Genomic DNA, 24836 nt, shown 5'->3' with positions numbered 1-24836 from the left:
GAACCCTTGTCAGCCTCACTGGACTTCTTTTAAAAGGTTTTCTGTATTTGATTCATTTGAGTTGTCATCTTCTGCTTTTTGATGCGGCAGGATCAGATTTAACAGGACACCCGTAATTGCAGCAAGTGCCATTCCAGATAGGGTGAGATTGATTTGTTTCACCTCAATGAATGCCCCGCCAATCCCAATGACTAGGATGACTGATGCGATAATGAGATTACGCTTTTCTTCAAAATTCACTTTATGATCAATCAGAATTCTCAGGCCGCTTGAAGCAATGATTCCAAAGAGCAGGAACGAAACGCCTCCCATCACCGCGGACGGCACTGTACTGATTAATGCTGAAATTTTTCCTACAAAACCGAAGCAGATCGCAAACACGGCTGCTCCGCCGATGACGAAGATACTGAACACTCTTGTGATGGCTAGTACGCCAATGTTCTCTCCATAAGTTGTTGTTGGTGGTCCGCCAATAAGTGAAGCGAAGATCGTCGCCGCACTGTCTCCTAAAATGGAACGGTGAAGACCTGGTTTTTTAATAAAATCTTGTCCTACGACCTTACTTAACACCACTTGGTGGCCGATATGCTCAGACATTGTGACAAAGGCTACCGGCACCATCACTGTGAGAATGCTTAAGGTCACAGCAGGTGTATAGTCGACAAATGGCACAACGAAGTCTGGTACAGCAAACCATTTTGCGTCAATGACCGGCTGGAAGTTCACGATGCCTTGTGTTAAGGCAAAGAGATAGCCGCTGATGATGCCGATTAATACTGGGATTAAGCTAAGGAATCCTCTTAGGAAAATCATACTGATAATGGTGACAGCCAGTGTGAAGCCAGCGACCATTAAGTGCTTGAGGCTGTAAACAAGCTCGGTTGCATTCGGATCAACATACATCGCCATGTTGACCGCTGTTCCAGCAAGTCCGAGTCCGATGACCATAATGACTGGTCCTACGACCACCGGCGGCAGAAGCTTCATCAGCCAGCCTGTGCCGAGCCATTTAATGAATAGGGCGATGAGTGCATAAGCGACACCCGCCATGAAGGCGCCAACCATTGCGGCTCCAGGGCCGCCCGTTGCTTTCACATTCAGTATGGGGGCGATGAAGGCAAAGGACGATCCAAGATACGCCGGAATTTGTCCTCTTGTGATGATTAAGTAAACAATCGTTCCCACACCGCTTGAGATGAGCGCTACGGCTGGACTCATATCAATGATTTTTGGTACAAGAATGGTCGCACCAAACATCGCAAACAAATGCTGCAGGCTAAGTGACAGCCATGTGAATGGTTTTGGGATATCTCGAATGCCTAAATTGGCTTTTTGCTGACTCATGATTTTCCTCCTAGATGTGTCCTTTTTCATTAAAAAAGCCTCTTTGCGAGTATACGCAAAGAGGCCTAGATAAACCGGACACGTCATGTTGGCCGTGTGCTCGATTTCTCTGTTATTGCCCTCTTTGCAAACTCTCTGGAATGCATTTAAAAAGGTTATTTTTCATATATAGCGACAAGGTCGTTTTGATCTACTTCATTGAGCTGAACCATGACTGTCTCTGCTTTTGAAGTCGGGATGTTTTTCCCGATATAATCCGCTCGGATCGGCAGCTCCCGGTGTCCCCGGTCAACGAGCACAGCCAGCTGAATGGAAGATGGTCTTCCTACATCCACAAGGGCATCCATAGCTGCTCTGACGGTTCTGCCTGTAAACAGGACATCGTCAACAACAATAAGTGTTTTGTCATTAATGTCAGCTGGTATGTCTGCACCCTTTACAAGCGGGTCTTGGTTGTCTGTCTTTTTTGTCAGGTCATCACGGTATAGCGTAATATCAAGTTCACCTACAGTGACAGGATTCCCTTCAATTTGCTCGATGCGCTCTGCAAGGCGCTTTGCAAGATGTATGCCTCTTGTCTTGATCCCGGCAAGGATGACATCCTTCATCCCTTTGTTGCGCTCAATCATTTCATGTGCAATTCGGGTAAGCGCTCGTCTGATCGCTTGTTCATCAAGAATGACTGCTTTTTGTTCCATCTTTTACACCTCTTTTTGACAAATAAAAAGCCCCTTCTGCAAAGGGCAGAGAGGGGCGTTCATTTGTGCATATGCGTGCACAAATTGATCCGTTATCCTTCTCAGCCTCTCTGGACTGTTTTAAAGAATCTCAATTTCTTCGTTTATTATTTCAAAAAAAGAACGGCCTGTCAATCGTTATTTCTTAATGAATCGATAAAGGCTTGCATATCAGCTGGAATTGGTGCTGTGAACTCGATATATTCTCCTGTTCTAGGATGATCAAATCCTAAAACACCTGCATGCAGCAGCTGTCCATTAAAATCGACTGTTTTTCTCGGCCCATATTTCGGATCTCCTGCAAGAGGGTAGCCGATATATTTCATATGAACACGAATTTGGTGTGTTCTTCCTGTTTCAAGGCGGCATTCGACAACTGTGAAGTCTTTAAAGCGTTCAATCACATCAAAGTGAGTAACGGCTTGTTTTGCATTTTCTTTTGTGACCGTCATGCTTTGGCGGTCTTTTTTGTCTCTGCCAATTGGTGCATCAATTGTGCCTGTATCATGCTGGATAATACCGTGGACAACAGCCGTATACTTTCTTGTGACAGTTTTAGCCACCAGCTGATTGACGAGTGACTCATGTGCCATATCGTTTTTAGCGACCATTAACAGCCCAGACGTATCTTTATCAATTCGGTGGACAATTCCAGGACGCATCACACCGTTAATCCCTGATAAGTCTTTGCAATGTGCCATCAGTCCATTTACAAGTGTTCCTGACACATGACCCGGCGCTGGATGAACGACCATTCCTCGTGGTTTATTTACGACTAACACATCTGCATCCTCATAATAAATATCAAGATCCATTGGTTCTGCTTCTACATCTAGGGCTTCCGGATCTGGGATCTCCACTTTGATTTGATCTCCAGCTTGTACTTTGTAATTGGCCTTTACTTGTTTCCCGTTTACTTCGATCAGCCCATCTTTTACCCATTGCTGGACTTGGGTTCTTGACCATTCTGGTTCTGTCGTGCTTAGAAATTTATCTAGCCGTTCACTCGTTTGTTCTTCTGAAACGGCAATATTTACTTGATTCATGTAGTTGACTCCTTATTTTTCTTTCCATCTAACAGCATTTGAATGAAGAGCAGAATAACCCCTACACAAAGAGAAGAATCTGCAATATTAAAGATTGGGTAGTGATAATCCCCAAATACGAAATGAGCAAAATCAACCACTTCCTGACGGAAAATACGGTCGATAAAGTTTCCGATTGCTCCGCCAAGCATTAAGGCCAGCGCTACTCCCAGCAGCTTGTCCTTTTGTCCATGTTTTTGTAAGTAATAAACAATTCCCGCAATAACAACGAGTGTGATCACATAGAAAAACCACATTTGCCCTTGGAGAATTCCCCATGCGGCTCCTGAATTTCGGTGAGACGTGATATAAAAGAAGCCATCAATGACTGGAACAGAATCACCGAGCATCATATTTTTGACAATGAGCCATTTTGTTAATTGGTCTAAACAAATGATAACGAATGCGATTATGTAATAGAACACACACGTTCCTCCATCTTCATACTTTGATCTTTAAGCATTTTATCAAGAAAACAGGAAGGAGTAAAGAAACTTTAGTTGACAGACAAAAACCTCCCTACATGTGGAAGGCTTCAAAATGAGAATCATTTGATTCGTAAGGATAAGGAGTGAATGCTTTTTTCTCGTATTGCTTATGATATAAAAAGTCGTCAGCCGTGCGGGCGGTAGGAAGAATACTCATTTGTTCAAGCGGAATCACATCTCCTGTTGCCTCACATATGCCATAGGTTCCTTGTTCGATTTTTGCAATAGCGAGAGACACATCTTGCAGCTCTTCTTTGATGTGATAAAGAAGCGTGGTCGTTTTGACCTCATTCAATGTGACATGCTCAGCGGGTGAACGAAATGATGCGTATTCAAACAGTTTAGATTGCAGCTCTTCTTTCATTTGAAGGAGTTCCGTGTAAATCGTCTCTAGATCGCCATTCATGTCGCTATTTCAACTCCTGCCCTGTCGTGATAATCATATTGTTGCCCCGCCTGGTCACTTTAAAGCCATAAGATTTTTCCTTTCGTTCTAAACGCTGTCATTTTCTCATAAAAGAAAACGCCCCGCATATGACGGGGCGCCAGCTTGTGATATCGCATTGTTAATTTTGGTAATATTTCTCCACGATTTCAGCATTTTTCAGCGACAATGTTGGGTATTTCGGATTTGCACCAACGTCTTTTGAAATAATGCGGGAACGTTCGCACAGTTCTCCTTCTGCTTTTTGAACCACAATTCGTCCTGATGCATATTCAGGCGCTGATGTATCTGCATGCTGCTCATCTTCTACCGTTAATTCAGAGATGATAAAGAGCTGCTTCACATCTTCTTTAATGGATGCAAGAAGGTTTTTCACTTCATCTGTCGCATAAAGCGTCACACTTGCTTCAAGTGAACGTCCGATGACTTTCTCGTTACGCGCAATCTCCAGCGCTTTTAGCACATCATCACGTACTTCCATAAAGCGGTCAAATTTCGCTTCTGTCGCTTCAGCTTGAGGAACTGCCACACCTTCTGGCATATCTGTTAACTGAACACTCGGCTCTTCAACAAAGCTTAAGTGGCTCCATAATTCATCTGCGGTATGCGGAAGAATTGGTGCAGTCAGCTTTACTAAAGCCATTAATGTTTCGTAGAAGACCGTCTGCATGCTGCGGCGGTCTGGATGATCGGCATGCTCAATGTAGACGACATCCTTTGCAAAATCAAGATAGAAAGAGCTGAGCTCAATCGTACAGAAATTGTGAATCGCATGATACACGACCGCAAATTCGTAATCATCATAAGCTTTTTTCACTTTATCAATCAATTTGTTTAATTTGATCATGATGTATTGATCCACTTCGCGAAGCTCTTCTACTGGCACGGCATTAACTGCTGGGTCAAAGTCAAATAGGTTTCCATGCAGGAAGCGGAAGGTGTTACGGATTTTACGATAGACTTCTGCTACTTGTTTCAAAATATCATCAGATACTGGATGATCGGCTTGATAGTTGACTGAAGATACCCAAAGTCTTAGAATCTCTGCACCAAGCTGCTTCGCAACCTTCGTTGGATCAATCGTATTGCCTAATGATTTACTCATCTTACGTCCTTCTTTATCAAGCGTAAAGCCATGGCTTAGGACACCTTTATAAGGTGCTTTTCCAGTGACAGCAACTGCTGTTGATAATGAGGAGTTAAACCAGCCGCGATATTGGTCAGAGCCTTCAAGGTAAAGATCTGCCGGACGGACTAGGTCGTCTCTTTCTTCTAAAACGGCTTGGTGAGAAGAACCGGAATCAAACCATACATCCATGATATCCTGCTCTTTTGTGAATTCACCATTCGGGCTGCCTGGATGTGTAAAGCCTTCTGGCAATAGCTCTTTTGCTTCTTTTTCAAACCAAATATTCGAGCCATGCTCTCTAAATAATTGAGATACATGCTGAATGGTTTCGTCCGTGATGATCGGCTCACCATTTTCCGCATAAAAGACCGGAATTGGAACGCCCCATACACGCTGTCTTGAAATACACCAGTCACCTCTGTCACGCACCATATTGAACAGGCGTGTTTCTCCCCATGCTGGAACCCATTTTGTTTCTTTAATATTGTCTAATAACGCTTCTCTAAAATCTTTAATGGATGCAAACCACTGAGCTGTCGCACGATAAATCGTTGGTTTTTTCGTTCTCCAGTCATGCGGGTAGGAGTGCGTGATAAAGTCGAGCTTTTTCAGCGAACCTTTTGCTTCAAGCTGTTCTGTGATGGCTTTATTGGCATCCTCGTAGAATAGTCCTTCAAAACCAGGCGCCTCATCTGTCATCACACCTTTTTCATCTACTGGACAGAGCACATCAAGACCGTATTTCATACCGACAATAAAGTCATCTTCCCCGTGGCCTGGTGCTGTGTGAACACAGCCAGTTCCCGCATCAGTTGTCACGTGATCGCCAAGCATCACAAGAGAATCTCTATCGTAAATTGGATGTGCTGCAACGATTTTATCTAATTCTTTACCTTTTAATGTTTTCACAACTTCGTACTCTTCAAAGCCGAGTGTTTTTACTACTTGTTCAACCAGTTCAGATGCAACGACATAACGCTCAGCACCGACTTGAAGAACACTGTACTCTAAGTTTGGATGAACACAAATGCCAAGGTTTGCAGGAAGCGTCCAAGGTGTTGTTGTCCAGATAATGAATTGTTCGCCGTTTTCAAGAACGCCTTTGCCATCTTTTACTTTAAACGAAACGTAAATCGATGGTGAACGTTTGTCTTTATATTCAATTTCCGCTTCAGCGAGGGCTGATTCACTTGAAGGAGACCAGTTAACAGGCTTTAATCCTTTATAGATATAGCCTCTCTTCGCCATTTCACCAAAGACAAGGATTTGCTGTGCTTCGTATTCAGGCTTTAATGTGACATATGGATTGTCCCAGTCTGCTCTAACGCCTAATCGCTTAAACTGGCTGCGCTGACCTTCAATTTGCTTCCAAGCATACTCCTCGCATAGTTTGCGGAATTCTGCTGTAGACATTTCTTTGCGTTTGACTTTTTTATTTTTAGTAAGAGCTGTTTCAATTGGCAGCCCGTGTGTATCCCAGCCCGGAACATACGGTGCATGATACCCGTTCATTGATTTAAAACGGACGATAAAATCTTTTAGGATTTTATTGAGTGCATGCCCCATATGAATGTCACCATTCGCATATGGAGGTCCATCATGCAAAATAAACGTCGGGCGTCCTTTAGTCCGCTCTAAAACCATTTGATAGATGTCTTTCTCTGCCCACTCCTCTTGGATTTCAGGCTCTTTGTTCGGCAAGTTCCCTCTCATCGGGAATTCTGTTTTCGGCATTAATAAGGTGTCTTTGTAGTTCATACCCATTCCTCCACATGCAAATTCTGATTAAAAAACAATAAAAAAAGCCCTCTCATCCCATAAGGGACGAGAAGGCTTGTCTCGCGGTACCACCCTTTTAGACAAGCGATATGAAAGAGCCGCTTATCCACTCTAAAATCGTAACGTGATCAGACGCCTTTTCTTACTGTTTTTTTCAGAAAAGGAACTAAAGGGGTGATCTCATTGCAGCGTCTCGTAATGTCAGGCTTCCACCATCCCTGATTCGCTTTATTACGCATGTGACAGCTGCGAGTGTCCCTTTCAAACGTTTATCTCTTGTTAATTTATGATGGTATTATATGCAACATGAGCACGTCATGTCAAGATGATGCGCTTATTCTTTTTCATCAAAGACAGCGTCTACTTCATATTCCAGTAAATGATCCCAATCGTCATTTTTCAGAAGATCAAGCTGCGCTTCGATGAGCATTTGGAAACGAGTTCTAAAGACCTTCGACTGTTTCTTCAGCTCTTCGATTTCCATTGCAATTTTTCTTGATTTTGACAGCGCTTCGTTGATAATACGGTCTGCATTTTTCTCTGCTTCACGAATAATCAATTTTGCTTCTTTATCCGAATGGCGCTTTACGTCTTCTGCTGCTTCCTGCGCCACAAGAATCGATTTGTTTAATGTCTCTTCAATTGTTGCAAAATGACCTAGTCTTTCGTCAAGCTCGTTTACTTTGTCTTCAAGCTCATTCTTTTTACGAAGTACGATCTCATAGTCTTTACGTACTTGGCTTAAAAACTCGTTTACTTCATCTTCATCATAGCCGCGAAAGCTTTTTGTGAACGTTTTATTATGAATATCATTAGGTGTTAATGGCAACCTCGCCACCTCCAGATTCAAGTTCGTTATGTCAGAAGCTCAAATGTTACTTTGAACTTATCTTTTTTGGTCTTCCCATCAATCGTTTTGAGGCTAAAGCGGCCAAATCCCCGAACAGAGAGCTGATCGCCTTCACCGATTGTAAAAGAAGGGTCCTCTGTGACTTTCCAATTGACTTTGACAAGCCCATTTTTGACTAAAAGCTGTGCTTTTTGCCGAGACTGACGGCTGACAGCAGCACATACAGCATCAAGCCGAAGTGAAGAAATGGTATCTTCTTTGATATCAGTCTTCGTGATCACTGGCTTTATTTCTGCCTGCGTGATTTCCTCTAATGAAACGGCTGCTCTGCCGACATGAGTCAGCTGCGCCCGCACAAAATCGGCGACATCACTTGTACAAATAAACTGCACATCTTCCTCTGAAAATAATAGATCTCCGAATTTTTGACGCTTCAAGCCTGTCCCAATCAATGAGCCGAGAAGCTTCGGGTGTTCTAAGGAAATAAACTTTTTCGCATAGTTCACCTGAAAATATGACAGCTCAACATCTTGAATAGAAGGTTCTAAATAATCAGGATAAATGAGGGCTCTTTTGCGCTCCGCTCCCTCATACCCGCCAAAAAACATGATCCCAAGTTCTTCGCCATGCTGGATGACGGACTCAGTAATAAATTGCTCACGCGGATCAAGGAAATCTGTTAATTTCATTCGATATTGGTCGAGTGCGATTTTTTTCCAGCCTAACACTTGGTCGACAAATGGCTGTTCGTCTTTTCTAAAATGCTGATAGATATCGCTCATTTTGTTCCCCTCTTATGTAAAAGAGCCTGGCAGTGCCAAGCCCGGCAGCCTGTTTACATGAAGCGCACAATCATATTGTAAAGACCCGTTAGTCCATATGATGATGCAAAACGAATCACAAGCAATGCCACAATCGGCGAGATGTCAATCATGCCGATTGGCGGAATAATTTTACGAAATGGTTCTAAATACGGTTCGCAAATATTTGTCAGAAAACGGCCAAACACAGTTTCTCTTGCAGATGGCACCCATGACATAAAGATGTAAATAATAATCGCGAATGAGTAAATCGTTAATACCGTTCCTAAAATATTAAAAATGAAATTTAGAATCACTATGATTTACCACCTCTGAGGTTCTTCCTCTGTCAATAGCTCTGATATTGTACCAGATACATCTACATTATCAGGTGTGCAGAGGAATATATTCGAGCCAATACGCTGGATGTCTCCACCGATTGCATAAACGGTTCCGCTTAAGAAGTCAATGATTCGCTTTGCTTGATCATGCTGAATGCGCTGCAAATTCACGACGACTGCACGTCTGTTTTTAATATGGTCTGCAATCTCCTGCGCTTCTGCATAAACACGCGGCTCACTTAACACCACTTTAGAGGATTTTTGCACGCTTTGCAAGCTGACGACATTTTGTTTTCCTGTCTGCGGGCGATCTTGAAATGCTGCTTTATCCTTCGTTCCTTTTTCTTCTTGAACGGGTTCTCTTTCTTCATCAATATATTCGTACTCATACTCTTCATCGTCGAGAGTGAAAAAGCTTTTAAACTTATTTTTTATGCTCATGTCACGCACCTCCTGTTTCATTTCCAACAAGTGAAGAGCCAATCCGAACGAATGTCGCACCTTCTTCAATTGCGATTTCAAAATCATTTGACATGCCCATCGATAAATGCTGACAAGGTGCATTTACTTGGTTAAGATGTTTTACTTCTTCTTGAAGATTTTTTAATGTTTTAAAACAGTTGCGAATCACAGTGTGATCATCTGTAAATGGAGCCATCGTCATCAGTCCAGCAATTTCAATCTGTTTGAAATCAGCTAGCTGCTTTACAAATGGAATGACGTCTTCACTTTTCAAGCCGTGTTTTGACTCCTCAAGTGATGTGTTCACTTGTACAAAACAGCGAACCGTGTGATCCGCTCTTTTTTCAATTTCATTCGCAAGAGACATCCTGTCGAGCGAATGTAAGTAGTCAATTGACTGAATGACAGATTTCACTTTTCGCGTCTGTAAACTGCCGATGAAGTGCCAGCTAATGTTTTCATCGGTTATGGCCGCCTGCTTTTCAAGTAACCCTTGGTCACGATTTTCACCAAAGTGCATAATTCCTGCTTCCTTGGCTTCTTGTGCTCGTTCAATGGAGACATACTTTGTCACAGCGACGACCGATACATCTGCTGGTTGTCTACCGGCTCTTTTACATGCTTCGTTTATTTGTTCATTTATTTGTCTGAGATTCTCTCGTACATTCAATTGCACTTATGCCTCCTTAAACCCGACAAAAGACATCATACGTCCTGTTTTCCCTTGATCACGCCGGTGTGAGAAGAAAAGCTGATCATTGCAGCTTGTGCACATCGAACTGACATGTATGTTTTCTTCCTTTATTCCTGCATGAAGCAATACGTTTTTGTTTAATGTTTTCAAATCAATTTTATATTGTCCTGGTGAAATCTCGGAATACACATCCTCTGTTGAAAAAGGAAGCTGTTTCACTTGATCCATGACTGCGTCATCGACTATGTAGCAGCAGCTGCCAATGGATGGTCCAATGACGACTTGAATATGATCGGCCTTGGCATCTTCTTGGCTGACCCATACATCAACCATCTTTGCACCAATTTGCTTGACGGTTCCTTTCCAGCCGGCATGAGCCGTTCCAATTAATCCGTTTTGCGGAGCTAGAAAATAAAGCGGAACACAATCAGCGAAACAAAGAGCGAGCATCATGTTCGTCTCAGACGTATATAAACCGTCTGTACCAGGCAGTGCCTCATGATAATGAAGACTTCCTCTTCCTCTTTGCTCCTTGGTGACTTTCAGGATGCGATCCTCGTGTGTTTGGTCTGCAAACACCCAATCAGAGAGCGGCACAGCAGCAGCATCTGCTATGACTTGACGATTCATTTGAACACTAGAAGCATCATCTCCTACATGGAGTCCAGTGTTCAATGATTGATATGGAGGTAGGCTGAAGCCGCCGTTTTTTGTTGTAAACCCGGCCAATACCTCTTTACCAGAACATGTCATGTTCGTCCAATCATGAATGGTCATTGCATATGGTAATTTCTGCTGAAAGGGGTCATATTTGTATGTCAAAGCTGCCTCCCACCTTTCATTCATCTCTCTTTATTTCGCTCCTATTTTACCACAAGACATGCATAGACAGTTAGTGGGATTCATTAAATATTACACTCAAATGTGCCCTTTCTGCAGGTTTTTTTACAAATTGATAAGAAAACGTAATCTTTTTACCCGAAAAAGACATTGTTTGCTAAGAATGAAGAGTTTGTTTTAAGGAAAAATTAAATGATTCATTGAGGAATTATACGAATTAAGAAGACAAGCGGACAAGTATCACATCTTCGCCAATTTTTACTATATTTCGCCATGGGACAATCATTTCCTCTTCTTTTCCGAAAAATCCCATCATTTTACCTGTGCCGCCAATAATAATCGCTTGGATTTTGCCGCTTGTGACATTAATATCAATGTCCCCAATGGTGCCTAGTTTTTTCCCGCTGGATACATCGACGACATCCTTGATTTGGAATTCAGAAATACTGATCATCTGTCCTTCCCCGCCTTTCGTTTTCTACTATAATATGTATGATGGAAAAGCAGGGAAGCAGACCAATAGTTTCTTTTATCTACAATTTGCTTAAATGCGGACGGCCATTTCTCCACATGACATCTACCGGACATTCAAAAAAAGAAGAAAGCAGGCCGCTTGTCATCATCTCTTTTGTTTCTCCTTGATCAAAAACCGATCCATTTTTTAATAATAAGGTATGCTGAAAAACAGGCAGAATCTCCTCTGCATGATGGGTCGTATAGAGCAAAGTAGGCGCATCAGGCTTACCTGCAATAAATGAGATGGTCTCCAGCACTTGCTCTCTTGCTAAAAAATCAAGACCCGTCACAGGTTCATCTAAAATCAAGAGCTGCGGATCATTCATTAAAGCCCTCGCAATCAAGACTTTTTGCTTCTCTCCCTGTGAGAGGGTTTCATATGTTCTGTTGGCATATTTGAATGAACCAAACGCTTTTAATAGATCAATGGCTTTCTCTCTCATTTCATCTGTCGGGGTTTCATAAAGCCCGATAGAAGCAAATGCGCCGCTCAAAACAATTTCAAAAGCATTGTCGTCTCTGTGCAATTTCTTTTCAAGTCCCGCTGAGATGAGACCAATTTTCCTCCTGAGCATTTCACCAAGAGCTTCCTTGCCAAAGACATGCCCCAGCACTGTCATCTCGCCTGACGTGGGGAAATAATAGGAGCAGAGCATATTTAATAAAGCGGTTTTCCCCGCACCATTTAAACCGTAAAGCACCCAGTGTTCCTGCTTATTTACCTGCCAGTCAACAGACTGCAGCAGCCATTTCCCATTTCTTTTTAATGAAACATTCTTCAATTCAAGTGACACCATAACTTCCTCCTGAGTAAAAATTCTGAATATACAAATAATGAATGTTTACAGCATATCGTAAATGCTCTTTCTGGTAAACCTCATATAAAAAAGCTGTTCCAATTTAGGAACAGCTTTTTTACAAGGTTACGAAATTTCAATTCGTACGCCTTCTTTTATATCAGGAAACGTGTGCGGGGATGCAAATACAGCTCCTGGTAATACATCATCAAACGGCTCTTGGAAGTAGATCGAAATATGGCCGAGCTCTTTAAAGTTGTCATTTGCTTTATTGCCTAGGGCTGTGATCGTGTACGTTTGATCGCCCACTTGAATGGTTCCGCCTAGCTTCAGCGGCTCTTCTTCTAAATGTTCGAACTCATGAATGACAGACATATCTCTTAATTCCTGCGGCGCTGCGGGTCCAAATAAAACAATCAGCTTATCTTCTTTAAATTGCGGGACTAAGATCCCAATTTCTTTTACGACAGATTGTGTTACCATGTATCTCGATTCCTCCTTTAATACGTTTAATACATACCGAAGCTGGCAACGTATGCGATCACAACAGATAGAACCCCTGTAATAAGACGGCTATACAAAACAGCTGGTACCCCATATTGTACCGTTTCCGGCTTCGCTTCACCAAGTGACAGCCCCACTGGAATAAAATCACACCCTACTTGACCGTTGATGGCAAATAGTGCAGGAAGTGCAAATTGAGGCGGAATGTTTCCTAGTGCAATTTGACTACCAATCAGAACACCGATGACTTGGGCAATGACTGCTCCAGGTCCTAAGACAGGTGATAGGAACGGCAGTGTACAGACCACAACGAGCAGTAAGAGCCCCCAAAGAGATCCTGCCAAAGGTGATAGAAAATGGGCAATCAGATCACCGATTTTTGTATAATTGATAATTCCAATTAACATACTGACAAATGCCATGAATGGAATAATGTTTTTCAAAAGCATATCAACAGAATCACGGCCAGCCTGGTAGAACGTACCGGTGACTTTCCCGATTCCGCGTGAGAATCTCATCAGGAAATTGCCTTTTTCCTGCCGCTCAATATTTTCCTCTTTCAGCTTTGCATACGTTTCTTTGAAATTCTCTTTGTCAATCGACTCACTGTTTTCCTGACCTTCTGCTTTCGCCTCACCATCAGATGCTTCTGCATAGGAAATATCTTTTTCTGTTACGCCTGATACGAAGATATCTTCTGTAATATGTTTAGCAAGCGGCCCAGAAGGAGAGGATGCCAAAACGTCTACAGTTGGAATGCGTTTCATTGGATAAAGTCCGATTCGCGCTGTTCCCCCGCAGTCAATGACAACACACATCATTTCATCTTCTGGTATAGAGTTTTTAAAGCCATCACATGCTTCTGTCCCTGTCATTTCTGCAATTTTACGTGCAACCGGGTGAATGCCTCCCCCTGTAATGGAAACGACCTTTCTTCTTTTACCAGTTGGTTCAAGCTCTAAGCCTTCTCCCCATCCGCCAGCACCTTTTGCAACAAATACTTTGTGGTTTGTCATGTCTAACCCTCCCCTATTGTGAATTCGCTTTCATTTTTCCTGCTAAATATTTTGTAATCCATTCAGTAATGATTCCGCGTAGTAAAATGACGACGATCCCGACTAAGAAGTAACGAACAGCGAGCTCTGACATTGAATATCCAGCTTCTTTAATCCCGTTCGCAATTCCTAAGTAGACAAATAGTTCTCCTGCGTTGGCATACGGGAACAGTGATGTCACCGGATGAACAAATGAAACAGCTGAATCATAGAATGCCGGTTTTTGTTTTTCAGGTAAGAAGCGGCCAAACGTATAAGCCATTGGGTTTGTCAAAATAAGTACAGATAAGATCGGCATTAACGTGTAGCGCAAAATGGTATATTTCGCTGCAAACTGAATGGCTCTATTCACTCGCTCTTCTCCAATAAATTTCATGACAGCATAAGTGAAAGTAAGTAACACAACAAGCGTTGGAACGATACCTGTAATCAGACCCATGAACTGCTTTCCGCCGGCTTCAAACATTCCGATAAAGTGCTCTCCAAACCATTGAATCCATTCCATGTTTCATCTCCCCTTTCTTTAGTTCACATTTGTTATATTTTTTTTCGAAATCGAGACAAGTGCCTGTTCAGCCGCCATGGAAAGTGCTTGCATGACAGCTGGCGCTTTTTTGCGCTTTTTCAACGTTTTCTTCATCATGTGGTGCTCGTCCAGCACAGCCCCTACATGCTTGCCTTCATATGCAGGGACTTCTTTAAATTTAGATAAGATCGACACGCCGCCAAGCACATGGCATTTTTGAATGATATACGATTCATCCACAATGATGAGCGCAATGGCCCCAGGGCCAACTTTGCGCCGTTCCATTCCTGAAAATAAGTGATAGCCTTGTTTCCCTCTGTAGTCATCAATCAGTGAGTCCATGCTTTTGCGGTAATACTTGATTTGAATAAAAGATAACCCATACTGCACGATGAGAATGATACAAAGTACGATTGCTAATTTTTCCATAGCTTCACGTCCTTATGATTGAAATAAGTGATCTTGTAATGAACGCAGCTTCCAGACGGTTGTGTTTGAATCAAGCTCTACATCATCATGAGTCAGGAACTGTCCTAATTTGATGTCTTTTTTCGCTACGACTTTTCCGCTGATTAAACCAATTGGAATGTGACCGTTCGTTTTCATGTCTTGATGCGTTTCAAGTACACCTCTTACGGAGTATCCGCCAATCCCGTCAAGTGATTCCCCTGCTTTAATATCTCTTTTCGCAACAGCGACTGTTTCTGACACTGGTACACCAATCGGGTGGATCGATGAATCATGCTGTAAGACCGCTTTTGCGATGGTAACAGGTGTTTCAAGACTCGCTAAGTGGAAAGGACGGTAAAGCGTGTAGTGAGGACCTTTTCCAACTTTTAAGTAACGAAGCTCTTCATCTACTGGCTCTAGATCACTCTTGACGATAACGAATACGCCTGGAGCAAGTCCATTTACATATTCAACGACTCCGAAGTTATTGAGCACGCCGCCTTGTTGTTTTTGATTCAATTTATCTGCTACATTCTCTAAATTTGCTTCGACTCCGTGCATACCGACTTTATCTGGCAAAAGCCCTGTCGCGTTACTTAATAAGTTCATTTCTGCCATTGTTTTTGTTCCGTCTTGGAAGGCAGCGAGCATATGTGCACTCATATGTTTACTATCTGCTTCTGCTTTACACGTATCTGGATTTGCTTCTGGGAAGAATGGGTTGTTCTTGCCTTTCCCAGCAACGAGCACCTCAAGTCCCATTGTTTTTGCAAATTCATATAATTCTAGTGTTGCTGCCGGTTCGTCTCCAGCTGATCCAGAATAAACAAGTCCTGCATTTGTGAATAACTTATGCATCACCAAACCGATGGTAATATCAACTTCTACATTTAAAAGAACGAGATGTTTCTTTGAATTAAGCGCTTCCAAAGAAATGTTTGCTCCGACCTCTGGTACTCCTGTTGCATCTACGACAACTTCCACAAAATCTGATTGAATCACTTCTCTATAATCATTTGTGACGACCATTTGATGCGGCTTCGCATGCTGCTTGTAAAAATTCGCTGCCTTCTCTGCTGCACTAAGGTGAATATCACAAACACCTGCTACAATCATGCCTGGAATTTTAGAAATTTGTGAAATAAGTCCAAAGCCCATTTGGCCTGCCCCAATAATTCCTACTTTGATTGGATCTCCACTGCGTTCTCGAGCTAACAACTGTTGATAGATTGACATCTAAATCATCCTTTCAGGTTTTCTTGCTTCTCGGGTAGATTGCTAGAAAAATAATCTGAAACTTTTAACAAATGTTATAAAAATTAACAAAAATCTGTTTCTTGTAACATTTGTTATTTTATTTATCATTTGTTATGAACTTAGTTTATATGATGTGTCAACTTTGTGTCAAGATAAAATCGATAAAATTTTCAATCTTTTTGAGTCTAAAGGCTCAAAAAAACTACCTAATCATATTAGGTAGTTACTTTAATAAGGCATCTCCTGTTCGTTCATCCGTAATTAATACATGAATTAATCCACCTTCTAATGCTGCCCGGATCGCTTCAATTTTTTCTTCTCCTCCAGCGACACCAATGACTAGCGGGATTTCTTTCAACTTTTGCGGGCTTATGCCCATTACCCTGTCGTTCCATGGGTGGGGATACACTTCTCCTTGGTGATCAATAAAGTTATAGCAAATGTCACCCGCTACATCCTTCGCTTGAAGAATATCCTCCTCACCGCTTGTCATATAAGATTTCACCATCGTTGAATGCTGCGGAACCCCGCCAATCCCGACAACCGCAATATTTGATGATTCTCCTAATTCAATCACTTTTTTGATTGACGGCTGCCGTATCAGTACATCCTTCGCTTCTTTCGTATCAAGCATGACAGGCACATGTAAAAACTCACATTTAGATTTGAGTGCCTCTGTGCATCTCGCAATAATATAATTGGCATGGATATCAACATCTTCGTTTCCCACACCCCCGACAAGCGGAACAAATGTCACGGATGGGTAGTGCTGAACTGACGTAAGCGATTTCGCCATTTCATGCAAAGTGGTTCCTGAGGAAAAACCGATGACTTGTCCATCCTTCATGACTTTTAATAAAAAGCCTGCCGCCGCAGCGCCGATTCGGCTTTTTGTTGTTTCTTGGCTGAGCGTTTCCACACAGACGACTTCTCGCAGCCCGTATTTCCTCTCTATTTTTCTTTCTAAAGATCCATATTGTTGATTCATTTCATCATGAATAATGATTTCCACGATTCCTGCTTCACGTGCTTTTGCCAAATATTTCGATATGAGCGAACGGCTAACCCCAACAGCATCTGCTATTTTAGATTGAGTGGCGCCTTCTTCATAATACATATGCGCAACCTTAATGAGCAGCCTTCTTTCATCATGGAATGTCATAATAACCCTTCTTTCCGCTTAAGTGTTCCCTAACAAATGATATCTAAAATAACATTTGTTAAAAACAGATTAAATGAAAAAAATAACAGAGTCAATACTAGAGACGTGCTCTTTCCAAGAATGAAAAAAGCCGCACATGAAGCGGCGGCTTTAAAAGATGTTTTTATTCATTTGTTTGATGGCTGCTTTTTCAAGTCTTGAGACTTGTGCTTGAGAAATCCCGATCTCTTCAGCGACTTCCATTTGCGTTTTTCCTTGGAAGAAGCGTTTGCGGAGAATCATTTTTTCTCGATCATTCAATCTGCGCATTCCCTCTTTTAAGGCCAATTCCTCTACCCATTGTGTGTCTTTGTTCCGATCATCACTAATTTGATCCATCACATAAATCGGATCTCCTCCGTCATTATAGATCGGTTCAAACAAAGAAACAGGATCTTGAATCGCATCTAGGGCAAAGACAATTTCCTCATGAGGCACTTCCAGCACTTTGGCAATGTCTTCTGCCGTTGGCTCCTTGCTTGTCTCACTAATCAGCCTCTCACGAACCTGAAGCGCTTTGTAGGCAATATCTCTTAGTGAACGAGACACCCGAATTGGGTTGTTATCACGCAAGTATCGACGGATTTCTCCTATGATCATAGGGACCGCATAAGTTGAAAATCTGACATTGTGGCTTAAATCAAAATTATCAATTGATTTCATTAATCCGATACAGCCTACTTGGAAGAGATCATCCACATACTCGCCTCTGTTGTTAAAACGCTGAATCACACTTAAAACCAACCGCAAATTGCCATTGACTAGCTTTTCTCTTGCTGTATCGTCACCCTCATCTTGCAGCTGTCTGAACAATTTTCTCATCTCTTCGTTTTTCAGAACAGGCAGTTTGGAGGTGTCGACTCCGCAGATTTCCACTTTATTTCTGGACACTTTTTTCCCTCCCTACAGGAGCTGTTGTACAAAGTTCAGTATCTCCTTGGGATGGAAAAATATGCACGAGTGATGACGAGTAATCATGAGAAAAGAAGTTGATTCCTTTGACAGCAAAGGGACAGAGCTTTTCAAAAAATTTTTTTAGACCATTTTGTTAAATTCTTTTTGTAATCGTTTAATAATTCTTTTTTCAAGCCTTGAAATATACGACTGGGAAATGCCTAGCATGTCAGCGACATCTTTTTGGGTTTTTTCCTCACCGCCAACCAAGCCGAATCTGAGCTCCATAATCTGCTTTTCGCGGTCATTTAATTGTTCCAGCGCTTTTTTCAAAAGTTTTTTATCTACATTTGCTTCAATATCCCGTGTAATAATATCATCATCTGTTCCAAGTACGTCTGATAAAAGCAGTTCATTTCCGTCCCAATCAATGTTGAGCGGCTCATCAAACGACACTTCTGAACGAATTTTATTATTTCGGCGCAAATACATCAAAATCTCATTTTCAATACATCTCGAAGCATATGTCGCAAGCTTGATCTTTTTTTCTGGGTTAAATGTATTGACTGCCTTAATTAGACCAATAGTTCCAATACTAATTAAGTCCTCAATATTAATCCCTGTGTTTTCAAATTTTCTTGCGATGTAGACTACCAACCGCAAATTTCTTTCAATCAGGATAGCCCTTGCTGTTTGATCACCTTTTGGTAATTTGACAAGCAGTTCCTGCTCTTCATCCTTTGATAATGGCGGCGGAAGCGCCTCACTACCACCAATATAATAAATCTCATCACTCTTAAGACCTAGCTTCATGAGGAGTTTATACCAGTAGTAAGTGAGTTTAAATTTTAATTTTTTCATCTTCTTCTCCCTTCTAAATGTCAAGTTGACCTCGTAAGATAAAAGACATCACCAAAACTTAAGACACCCCTTGGATGATTTTTCCGTCTAACATATCTGGATGAATGATGGATTGAAATTCCTGATCTGCTGATAAACCGCTCAGACTCATGCCTACAAAACATTTGGCTGGCTGGATCATATGCGTTTTTGAATAAATGATGACCGTATCTGGTTTTAAGCATAGAAGAAACCCGTGATCATGACCGACCGCTCGATATGGAACAAGTCTTAAACGGTCAAGAAGCGGAAATTGATCATCGAGCTTTTGCATCACTTCAACAGGATGAGACTGCTTCATAAGCTCTATAAATGGCTCTCCGCAAATGGACATGAGTTGATCTGCTTGAACGATCATCACAGGTGTTTTCGTCATAGGATCATACAGCTGATTGCCAGAATCGACGAGTCCCTTTAAGCGGATGGTCTCTCCTTGAATGTGTATCTCCGCAAGGACTTGTTCATCAAACTGTCTTTTTTTCGCACCGACCTCTCCTAATCGTTTCTTTGAAAACAGCCAAATCGCAGGAAAGCCGGTTAAAACGAAAAGCCAGCTAATGGGATCACCAAAGCCATCATTTTGTGAAATCAGCAGCCCGTCTTGAATAACAGTATTGGTTTGTAAAAACGAATGAACCCCGATCATGCCTCCTCCCATCAAAAATGTGACAAAGTAAAAAGCAAACAGGTTTTGAAAAAAGAATCGAAATCTTTGAAATCCAAAAGTTGCAAGCACGATCAAGACAGAAAAAAGCAGTTTGCCTAGAGGGTGTGACACAAACATTGCAAATGGTGTAAAGAGCAAGAGAACAATGCTCGATCCAATCAGAGCTCCTAACATATATCGCCGTTTTTTTACTTGTCGTTTGAGAATAAATGCAGTGAGTAAGAGAAGCAATAGATCAAAACAAAAGTTTAACAGCCAAATCACATCTAAATAAATGACCACCTTCTGCTCCTTTCATCTGAAACAAAGAATCAAAAGCAGTACTTGCACTTGTTTGTACCAGTATAAAACAGCCAAGAGATGGAAGTCTGTCAATTCTTGTTGGGGATGATAGAGAACTTTTGGTGGATTGTTATTGTTTTTGTCGAGGAATGAGAGCACAAAGAAAGAGAGTGTGCTTCCGGACAAGCTTACAAACAATCATTCGAAACGAAAAAGACACGCTCCAAGGAGTCGTGCCTTTTTTAAGGGTTATTTTACATTGATATTTAATGTGCCTGGGGCCTTTTGTCGAGTAACATTTCCATAATCATCCCGCACAATCACTTCAATGACTGCACCTTTTGCTTTGGCGGTAGAAGTAGCTGTCCAGTAACCTTCATATGTTCCCTTGGCTACCTCACGAAGCGGCAGCTCTGTTGTATTTTGCAGCTTTGATCTCGCGTTTGTCAGCGGCATGTGAATGACAAACGTTGCGTCTAGCTTTTCTCTGCTGTTAAATGAAATTTTAACAGACTCACCTGATGATAGATTGACATTCTCTGCTGGTGTCAGCTTAGAAATCTCAGGCGCTTCGTATTGAACATCGATATCGACTTTTTTAGTCGTTTTGTTTCCTGCTGCATCTTTTGCTGTTACTTTGATCGTATTTTTCCCGTTTTCAAGCAGGATTCTTGCAGAATATTTCCCATCTTTTATTGCTGCTTTTTTTCCATTCACAGTGACTTGATCAAGATGATCATCCGTTACCTTTCCTTCTACAGTGAGTGATTCTTTGTTAGACTTTTCCCCTTTTTTTGGTGTATCTATCGTTAACACTGGGGCTGTTTGATCAATGATCACCTTGACTGATTTGGATTTTTTCGTTGCGCCTTTATCCGTAACAGTAGCAGCCGTGAATACATGCTCTCCGCTTGACACTGTAACCTTCTCTTTGAAAGCACCCGACTGATCTGCTTTCACTTTGGCAATCTCTTTATCGTTTTGATAGATCGCTACATCAAGCCCTGGAGAGGCTTTACCTTCGATCTCCAGTTCATCTTTGTTCGTGATCGTTCCAGCCTTTGGAGATGTTATTTCTGGCACATCTGCTTCATATTGGACAAGCGCACGAATCATATAATTTCCCTCTTCTTTTGGAGAAGGAGAAAAGGCACCGCTTGTCAGCTGCCAGCTTCTTTCAGCATTTGGTCCATCTTCATCTGTTGCAAGGCCTGGAGATTCCGTATTCTTTTTCGTTTGAATATAGACAAGATAGAAATCTCCATCCACCGTAATGGCTTGATCTTCTAAATCTACTTTTGTCCATTCACCATTACGCAGCGCATTCGCTTTAAAAGGTCCAGCAATTTTCTCACCTGGAGCGCCGTCCTTCCCAGAAGCATCATACACTTCAACCGCAAATTCATTCCCGCCAGGGGCTGGCCACTCTGTTGTCCAGAAACGGAAAAGCCCCCCTGTGACCTGTGCTTGTTTCTTCCCTTTTTCTAATGAAAATTTCACCGCCCAGCCATTACCAGGATCATAGAACGCCCGTGCATTTTCAGCTGTTCCGTCATCGTAGCCAATTTCGCCAGCAAAACCGATGAAAGGTTCCAGCTTGATTGCTTTTTCAAGCGGCTTTTCTGTCACATCGGCTGTAAACGAATATCCTTTAAACCCTTTCGCAAATACTTTGACTGTATACACACCGCTCAATGCCTCTAGAGAAAACTCGCCAGATTCATCTGTTTTCACCGGCTCAATTTTCGCATCCTCTACAAGATAAACCGTAGCATCTTTTACTTTTTCACCCGTTGTTTCATTGACAATTGTGCCAGATATCGTTCGTTTTTCTAGTGGCTGTAACGAGAAATTTGCCTCTGCCTGATCATTTGCAGAAATATTGACTTTTTGTGTGCGTGATTCAAAGCCATATGCTTCAGCTTTCACTGTAAATTCCCCTGCACCATGGGAAAGCTGATATCTCCCTGTCGCTTCATATGTGTACGTGGACTTGCCGCTTTCAAGAACACTGATTTCTGCCTTCATCGGAAGAGCTTTGATAGATGGGGCATCTACACTTTTTTCCTTTTTCATCTGGACATGTTTTTCTTTTATTTTAGCAGGCTTTGCGCTTTTCGGATCGACGGGTTTCTTCAGCTCCTGTGCTGACTTTTCTTTTTTGATGACGCCAAGCTGTTTCTTTGCCTTCTGAGGCAAGGCTTGATCTGTTATTTTCACATCATCTAAATAAAAACCGTCTTTTGTCACACTGCCATCCGTTCTTAGCTGAAAAATAACTCTCACGTTCTGACCTTTGTAAGCAGATAAATCTACTTCTCCTTTTGTCCATCCACTTGTTTTGCCTGTGTAGGCTGCCACTTGGACAGCATCTTCCCCCTCAGGCTGCACATGAATATGCACATAGTCATAATTTGCTTCAAGGTCATGCCAGTATTGATATTGTAAAAAGGCGGAGCCTGACTCAGGTACAGCAATCATCGGCATAGATAAATGAGCATCTGTTTGATTTTCATAAGGACTGTCTAGGTTTGTAGCATAGACATGATCTCCAGTAAAGGCCTGTTTCGGACCTGTGGTCGGCTTCCCCCACTGCCAAGGATCTTTTGTTCCACCACTGAACCATCCACTTGGCCAAGCTTCAAAATCTTGCGAGTAGCCAGTCGTGATGGATGTTTTAATCGGAAGCGTATACGGTTCTGATGCAGCTTCATTTTCTCCAAAATCTTTCACAATCCATCGGTACGTGATATTTTCTCCCTCAAGTTCTGGGAGCTGAACAACATATGTCCCTTTTAAATGATTTCCATCCGTTCGTTTTGCTTGCAGCGTCTCCCTTTTCCCTTGATCCACTTGATAAGTCAAGGAGACATTTATCACAGCTACTTCATCTTCTGCTGTAATACTTAGAGGTGTTGGCGTAGAGGCAAAAATTTCATTCGGCCCTTTATGAGAAAAAACAGGTGGTTCTGTATCTTCTCCTTCTTTTGTTACCTGTCCTTCAATCTTGCCAATTCCATCTGTTAATGCTGTGATGGCTTCTTTTGCATCAACTAATCCTGCCCCATAGCCATTGTTAGGTGATTCCGGGAATTGCTGATCTGTCAGCGGTTTTGCAGTATCAATGAGAATTTCTTCGATCTCTTCCACAGACAGATCTGACTGTACTTGGCGAAGAAGAGCCACAACAGCTGAAACATGCGGACCTGCCATCGAGGTTCCATTCCAGCCATCCTCATACCCTTTCCCAGGAATAGAAGAACGAATATTTACCCCTGGGGCCGCAATATCTGGTTTCATGACGCCATATGGAGAGGGGCCTTGCAAAGAGAAAGAACCCAATTTGTTGTTTTGATCTGTTGCACCCGTCGCAAAGGCTTCGGGATAGTTCGCAGGATTTGCAATAGATCCCTCACCGCCAGGGTTAAATAAATCCGTATTACCAGCTGAAAACTCTGGGAAGATGTCCGCTGCTCTCCAAGCATTGACCACATCTTTATACCAATCATCAAGACCAGGCCCACCGCCCCAAGAATTATTGACCACATCTGGCGCCTTTTCTGGATGAGGGGTTCCGTTTTCATCTTTTGGAGCTAAAATCCATTCACCTGCGTCAAGCAGATCAGCATCTGATCCACCATCTTCTGAGAAAGCTTTCACCGCGATCCATTTTGCACCTGGTGCGACTCCAATTTGATTCTCTCCATTTGGCTCAGAGCCAACCATCGTTCCCGTTACATGTGTACCATGCTCTAAATCATCGTATGGCGCTTTAGAACCTGTCGTTGCATCGTACCAATTGAATTCATGAGAAGGTTCATTCGGACGTGCAGGGTCAAATCCGCGGTATTTTTCTTTTAATGCAGGATGATCCCATTCCACACCTGTATCAATACTTGCCACAACGGTACCAGTTCCGTCATAGCCTAAAGCCCACGCTTCTGGGGCATGAACTTGAGAAATATTCCACTCGATTCCATCTGCTGCTTTGATTTGTTTGTTTTTCTTTGAAGTCTTCAAATCAACAGGACGATGGATTTGACGGATTTCATTTGGCAGCACTTGATCTACTTCTGGGAAGGAAGCTACCTTTTCCATGACTTCTTTCGTTCCCGTCACAGCGAGACCATTCACAATATAGTACGAATGAATATCCTTCACTTGCTTTTTCTTCTGGGCTTTTTGTAAATAAGCAAGCAGCGCTTCCTGCCTCTCTTCAGACGTCGCTCTTAGTTCTGATACGACAGCTGATCTTTTTGTGTACTGCGTTTTAGCAGCTGTTAACTTTTGTTTTTTGGCTTTTGATACAGCATCCTTCGCCACTTTTTTGACATTGGTTTGTTCCTTCATTTTGACTAAAAAGGTCACCTTGTCTTCTTGTTGAAACTGTTTCATTAATCTAGATGAGATCTTTGCTTTTGTTTTCTTGGAGGAAACAGCTTCCTCTTGATATGAGGTAGAAGTCGATTTTGCTTGAACCATCCCAAAGCTTGTCATCGTTAAAGTACCAATCACCAAAAGACTCATCAAACGATAGCCGGCGGTTTTGCGAATCTTCACTTTCAATCAAATCCCTCCTCCTCAAATGGTCAAACAGTGTATGGGTTTAACTCCTCCCTTACCTTTGTTCATGACAAGATTCATGGTGTTCTATTTAATGTAGTCAAATAAAGTTCATCATTTTGTCGCTTTTTGTAATAGGAAAATGATTCTTTTTACTTAATCACTCTAAGTCGAAATACATATGTTGGATAAAGTAACCCAGACATATTTAAGACTTTTTGATTAGTAGT

General features: G+C 42.1%; 24 protein-coding genes and 1 other annotated feature. All 24 genes read right to left on the bottom strand.

Going from position 1 to position 24836, the window contains the following annotated elements; translation table 11 throughout:
* Positions 1-15 precede the first annotated feature (15 nt).
* A complete protein-coding gene (locus MHI08_RS07405; RefSeq protein WP_025092549.1) occupies positions 16-1344 on the bottom strand; it encodes a solute carrier family 23 protein in 1329 nt (442 codons plus the stop codon).
* Positions 1345-1499: 155 nt separating this feature from the next.
* On the bottom strand, positions 1500-2042 hold the full coding sequence (gene pyrR / locus MHI08_RS07400; RefSeq protein WP_024424234.1) for a bifunctional pyr operon transcriptional regulator/uracil phosphoribosyltransferase PyrR: 543 nt from the start codon (positions 2040-2042) through the stop codon (positions 1500-1502).
* Positions 2043-2212: 170 nt separating this feature from the next.
* A complete protein-coding gene (locus MHI08_RS07395) occupies positions 2213-3127 on the bottom strand; it encodes an RluA family pseudouridine synthase (protein WP_024426940.1) in 915 nt (304 codons plus the stop codon).
* Positions 3124-3591, bottom strand: coding sequence for a signal peptidase II (gene lspA, locus MHI08_RS07390; RefSeq protein ID WP_024424236.1), 468 nt, complete (start codon positions 3589-3591; stop codon positions 3124-3126). Before lspA ends, MHI08_RS07395 begins: the two co-directional genes overlap by 4 nt.
* 94 nt (positions 3592-3685) lie before the next feature.
* Entirely contained in the window at positions 3686-4060 is a 375-nt protein-coding gene (locus tag MHI08_RS07385; RefSeq protein ID WP_024424237.1) for a hypothetical protein, read from the bottom strand.
* Between the two features lie 160 nt (positions 4061-4220).
* The gene (gene ileS / locus MHI08_RS07380; RefSeq protein ID WP_034623680.1) at positions 4221-6986 is read right to left on the bottom strand and encodes an isoleucine--tRNA ligase; all 2766 of its coding nucleotides are present in this window, start codon (positions 6984-6986) and stop codon (positions 4221-4223) included.
* A gap of 59 nt (positions 6987-7045) precedes the next feature.
* Positions 7046-7280 (bottom strand) — a binding site (T-box leader).
* Positions 7281-7341: 61 nt separating this feature from the next.
* Positions 7342-7836, bottom strand: coding sequence for a DivIVA domain-containing protein (locus tag MHI08_RS07375; RefSeq protein ID WP_008344947.1), 495 nt, complete (start codon positions 7834-7836; stop codon positions 7342-7344).
* 26 nt (positions 7837-7862) lie between these two features.
* A complete protein-coding gene (locus MHI08_RS07370) occupies positions 7863-8639 on the bottom strand; it encodes an RNA-binding protein (protein ID WP_024424239.1) in 777 nt (258 codons plus the stop codon).
* 53 nt (positions 8640-8692) lie between these two features.
* Positions 8693-8974, bottom strand: coding sequence for a YggT family protein (locus MHI08_RS07365; RefSeq protein WP_024424240.1), 282 nt, complete (start codon positions 8972-8974; stop codon positions 8693-8695).
* Positions 8975-8980: 6 nt separating this feature from the next.
* Positions 8981-9439 carry a cell division protein SepF gene (sepF, locus tag MHI08_RS07360; protein ID WP_024424241.1) on the bottom strand — a complete coding sequence of 153 codons (459 nt, stop codon included), beginning with the start codon at positions 9437-9439 and terminating at the stop codon, positions 8981-8983.
* 1 nt (position 9440) lies between these two features.
* Positions 9441-10130: a YggS family pyridoxal phosphate-dependent enzyme gene (locus tag MHI08_RS07355; RefSeq protein ID WP_034623709.1), complete on the bottom strand. Its 690-nt coding sequence runs from the start codon at positions 10128-10130 to the stop codon at positions 9441-9443.
* Positions 10131-10136: 6 nt separating this feature from the next.
* Complete coding sequence (pgeF, locus tag MHI08_RS07350) at positions 10137-10976, bottom strand: peptidoglycan editing factor PgeF (RefSeq protein ID WP_204305244.1); 840 nt, start codon at positions 10974-10976, stop codon at positions 10137-10139.
* 235 nt (positions 10977-11211) lie between these two features.
* Positions 11212-11448, bottom strand: coding sequence for a YlmC/YmxH family sporulation protein (locus MHI08_RS07345; protein WP_008344958.1), 237 nt, complete (start codon positions 11446-11448; stop codon positions 11212-11214).
* A gap of 79 nt (positions 11449-11527) precedes the next feature.
* Positions 11528-12304 (bottom strand): ABC transporter ATP-binding protein, encoded by a 777-nt coding sequence (locus MHI08_RS07340; protein WP_204305245.1) that lies wholly within the window; start codon positions 12302-12304, stop codon positions 11528-11530.
* Positions 12305-12433: 129 nt separating this feature from the next.
* Positions 12434-12790: a PTS glucitol/sorbitol transporter subunit IIA gene (locus MHI08_RS07335; RefSeq protein ID WP_007499733.1), complete on the bottom strand. Its 357-nt coding sequence runs from the start codon at positions 12788-12790 to the stop codon at positions 12434-12436.
* Positions 12791-12816: 26 nt separating this feature from the next.
* The gene (locus MHI08_RS07330) at positions 12817-13827 is read right to left on the bottom strand and encodes a PTS glucitol/sorbitol transporter subunit IIB (RefSeq protein ID WP_024426936.1); all 1011 of its coding nucleotides are present in this window, start codon (positions 13825-13827) and stop codon (positions 12817-12819) included.
* Between the two features lie 13 nt (positions 13828-13840).
* The gene (locus MHI08_RS07325; protein ID WP_024424246.1) at positions 13841-14371 is read right to left on the bottom strand and encodes a PTS glucitol/sorbitol transporter subunit IIC; all 531 of its coding nucleotides are present in this window, start codon (positions 14369-14371) and stop codon (positions 13841-13843) included.
* A gap of 18 nt (positions 14372-14389) precedes the next feature.
* On the bottom strand, positions 14390-14821 hold the full coding sequence (locus tag MHI08_RS07320) for a transcriptional regulator GutM (RefSeq protein ID WP_024424247.1): 432 nt from the start codon (positions 14819-14821) through the stop codon (positions 14390-14392).
* A gap of 12 nt (positions 14822-14833) precedes the next feature.
* Positions 14834-16078, bottom strand: a complete 1245-nt coding sequence (locus MHI08_RS07315) for an SAF domain-containing protein (RefSeq protein WP_163115169.1) — start codon at positions 16076-16078, stop codon at positions 14834-14836.
* A gap of 244 nt (positions 16079-16322) precedes the next feature.
* Entirely contained in the window at positions 16323-17261 is a 939-nt protein-coding gene (locus MHI08_RS07310) for a sugar-binding transcriptional regulator (RefSeq protein WP_024426934.1), read from the bottom strand.
* Positions 17262-17411: 150 nt separating this feature from the next.
* The gene (gene sigG / locus MHI08_RS07305) at positions 17412-18191 is read right to left on the bottom strand and encodes an RNA polymerase sporulation sigma factor SigG (protein ID WP_024424250.1); all 780 of its coding nucleotides are present in this window, start codon (positions 18189-18191) and stop codon (positions 17412-17414) included.
* 144 nt (positions 18192-18335) lie between these two features.
* The gene (sigE, locus tag MHI08_RS07300; RefSeq protein WP_007499746.1) at positions 18336-19055 is read right to left on the bottom strand and encodes an RNA polymerase sporulation sigma factor SigE; all 720 of its coding nucleotides are present in this window, start codon (positions 19053-19055) and stop codon (positions 18336-18338) included.
* 58 nt (positions 19056-19113) lie between these two features.
* Positions 19114-20043 (bottom strand): sigma-E processing peptidase SpoIIGA, encoded by a 930-nt coding sequence (gene spoIIGA / locus MHI08_RS07295; protein ID WP_024426933.1) that lies wholly within the window; start codon positions 20041-20043, stop codon positions 19114-19116.
* A gap of 249 nt (positions 20044-20292) precedes the next feature.
* Complete coding sequence (locus tag MHI08_RS07290) at positions 20293-24603, bottom strand: S8 family serine peptidase (RefSeq protein WP_342500189.1); 4311 nt, start codon at positions 24601-24603, stop codon at positions 20293-20295.
* Positions 24604-24836: the final 233 nt, after the last annotated feature.

This window comes from Bacillus sp. FSL M7-0791 (assembly GCF_038627085.1).
Lineage (GTDB): Bacteria > Bacillota > Bacilli > Bacillales > Bacillaceae > Bacillus > Bacillus safensis.
This window is presented reverse-complemented; position numbering and strand designations above follow the sequence as displayed.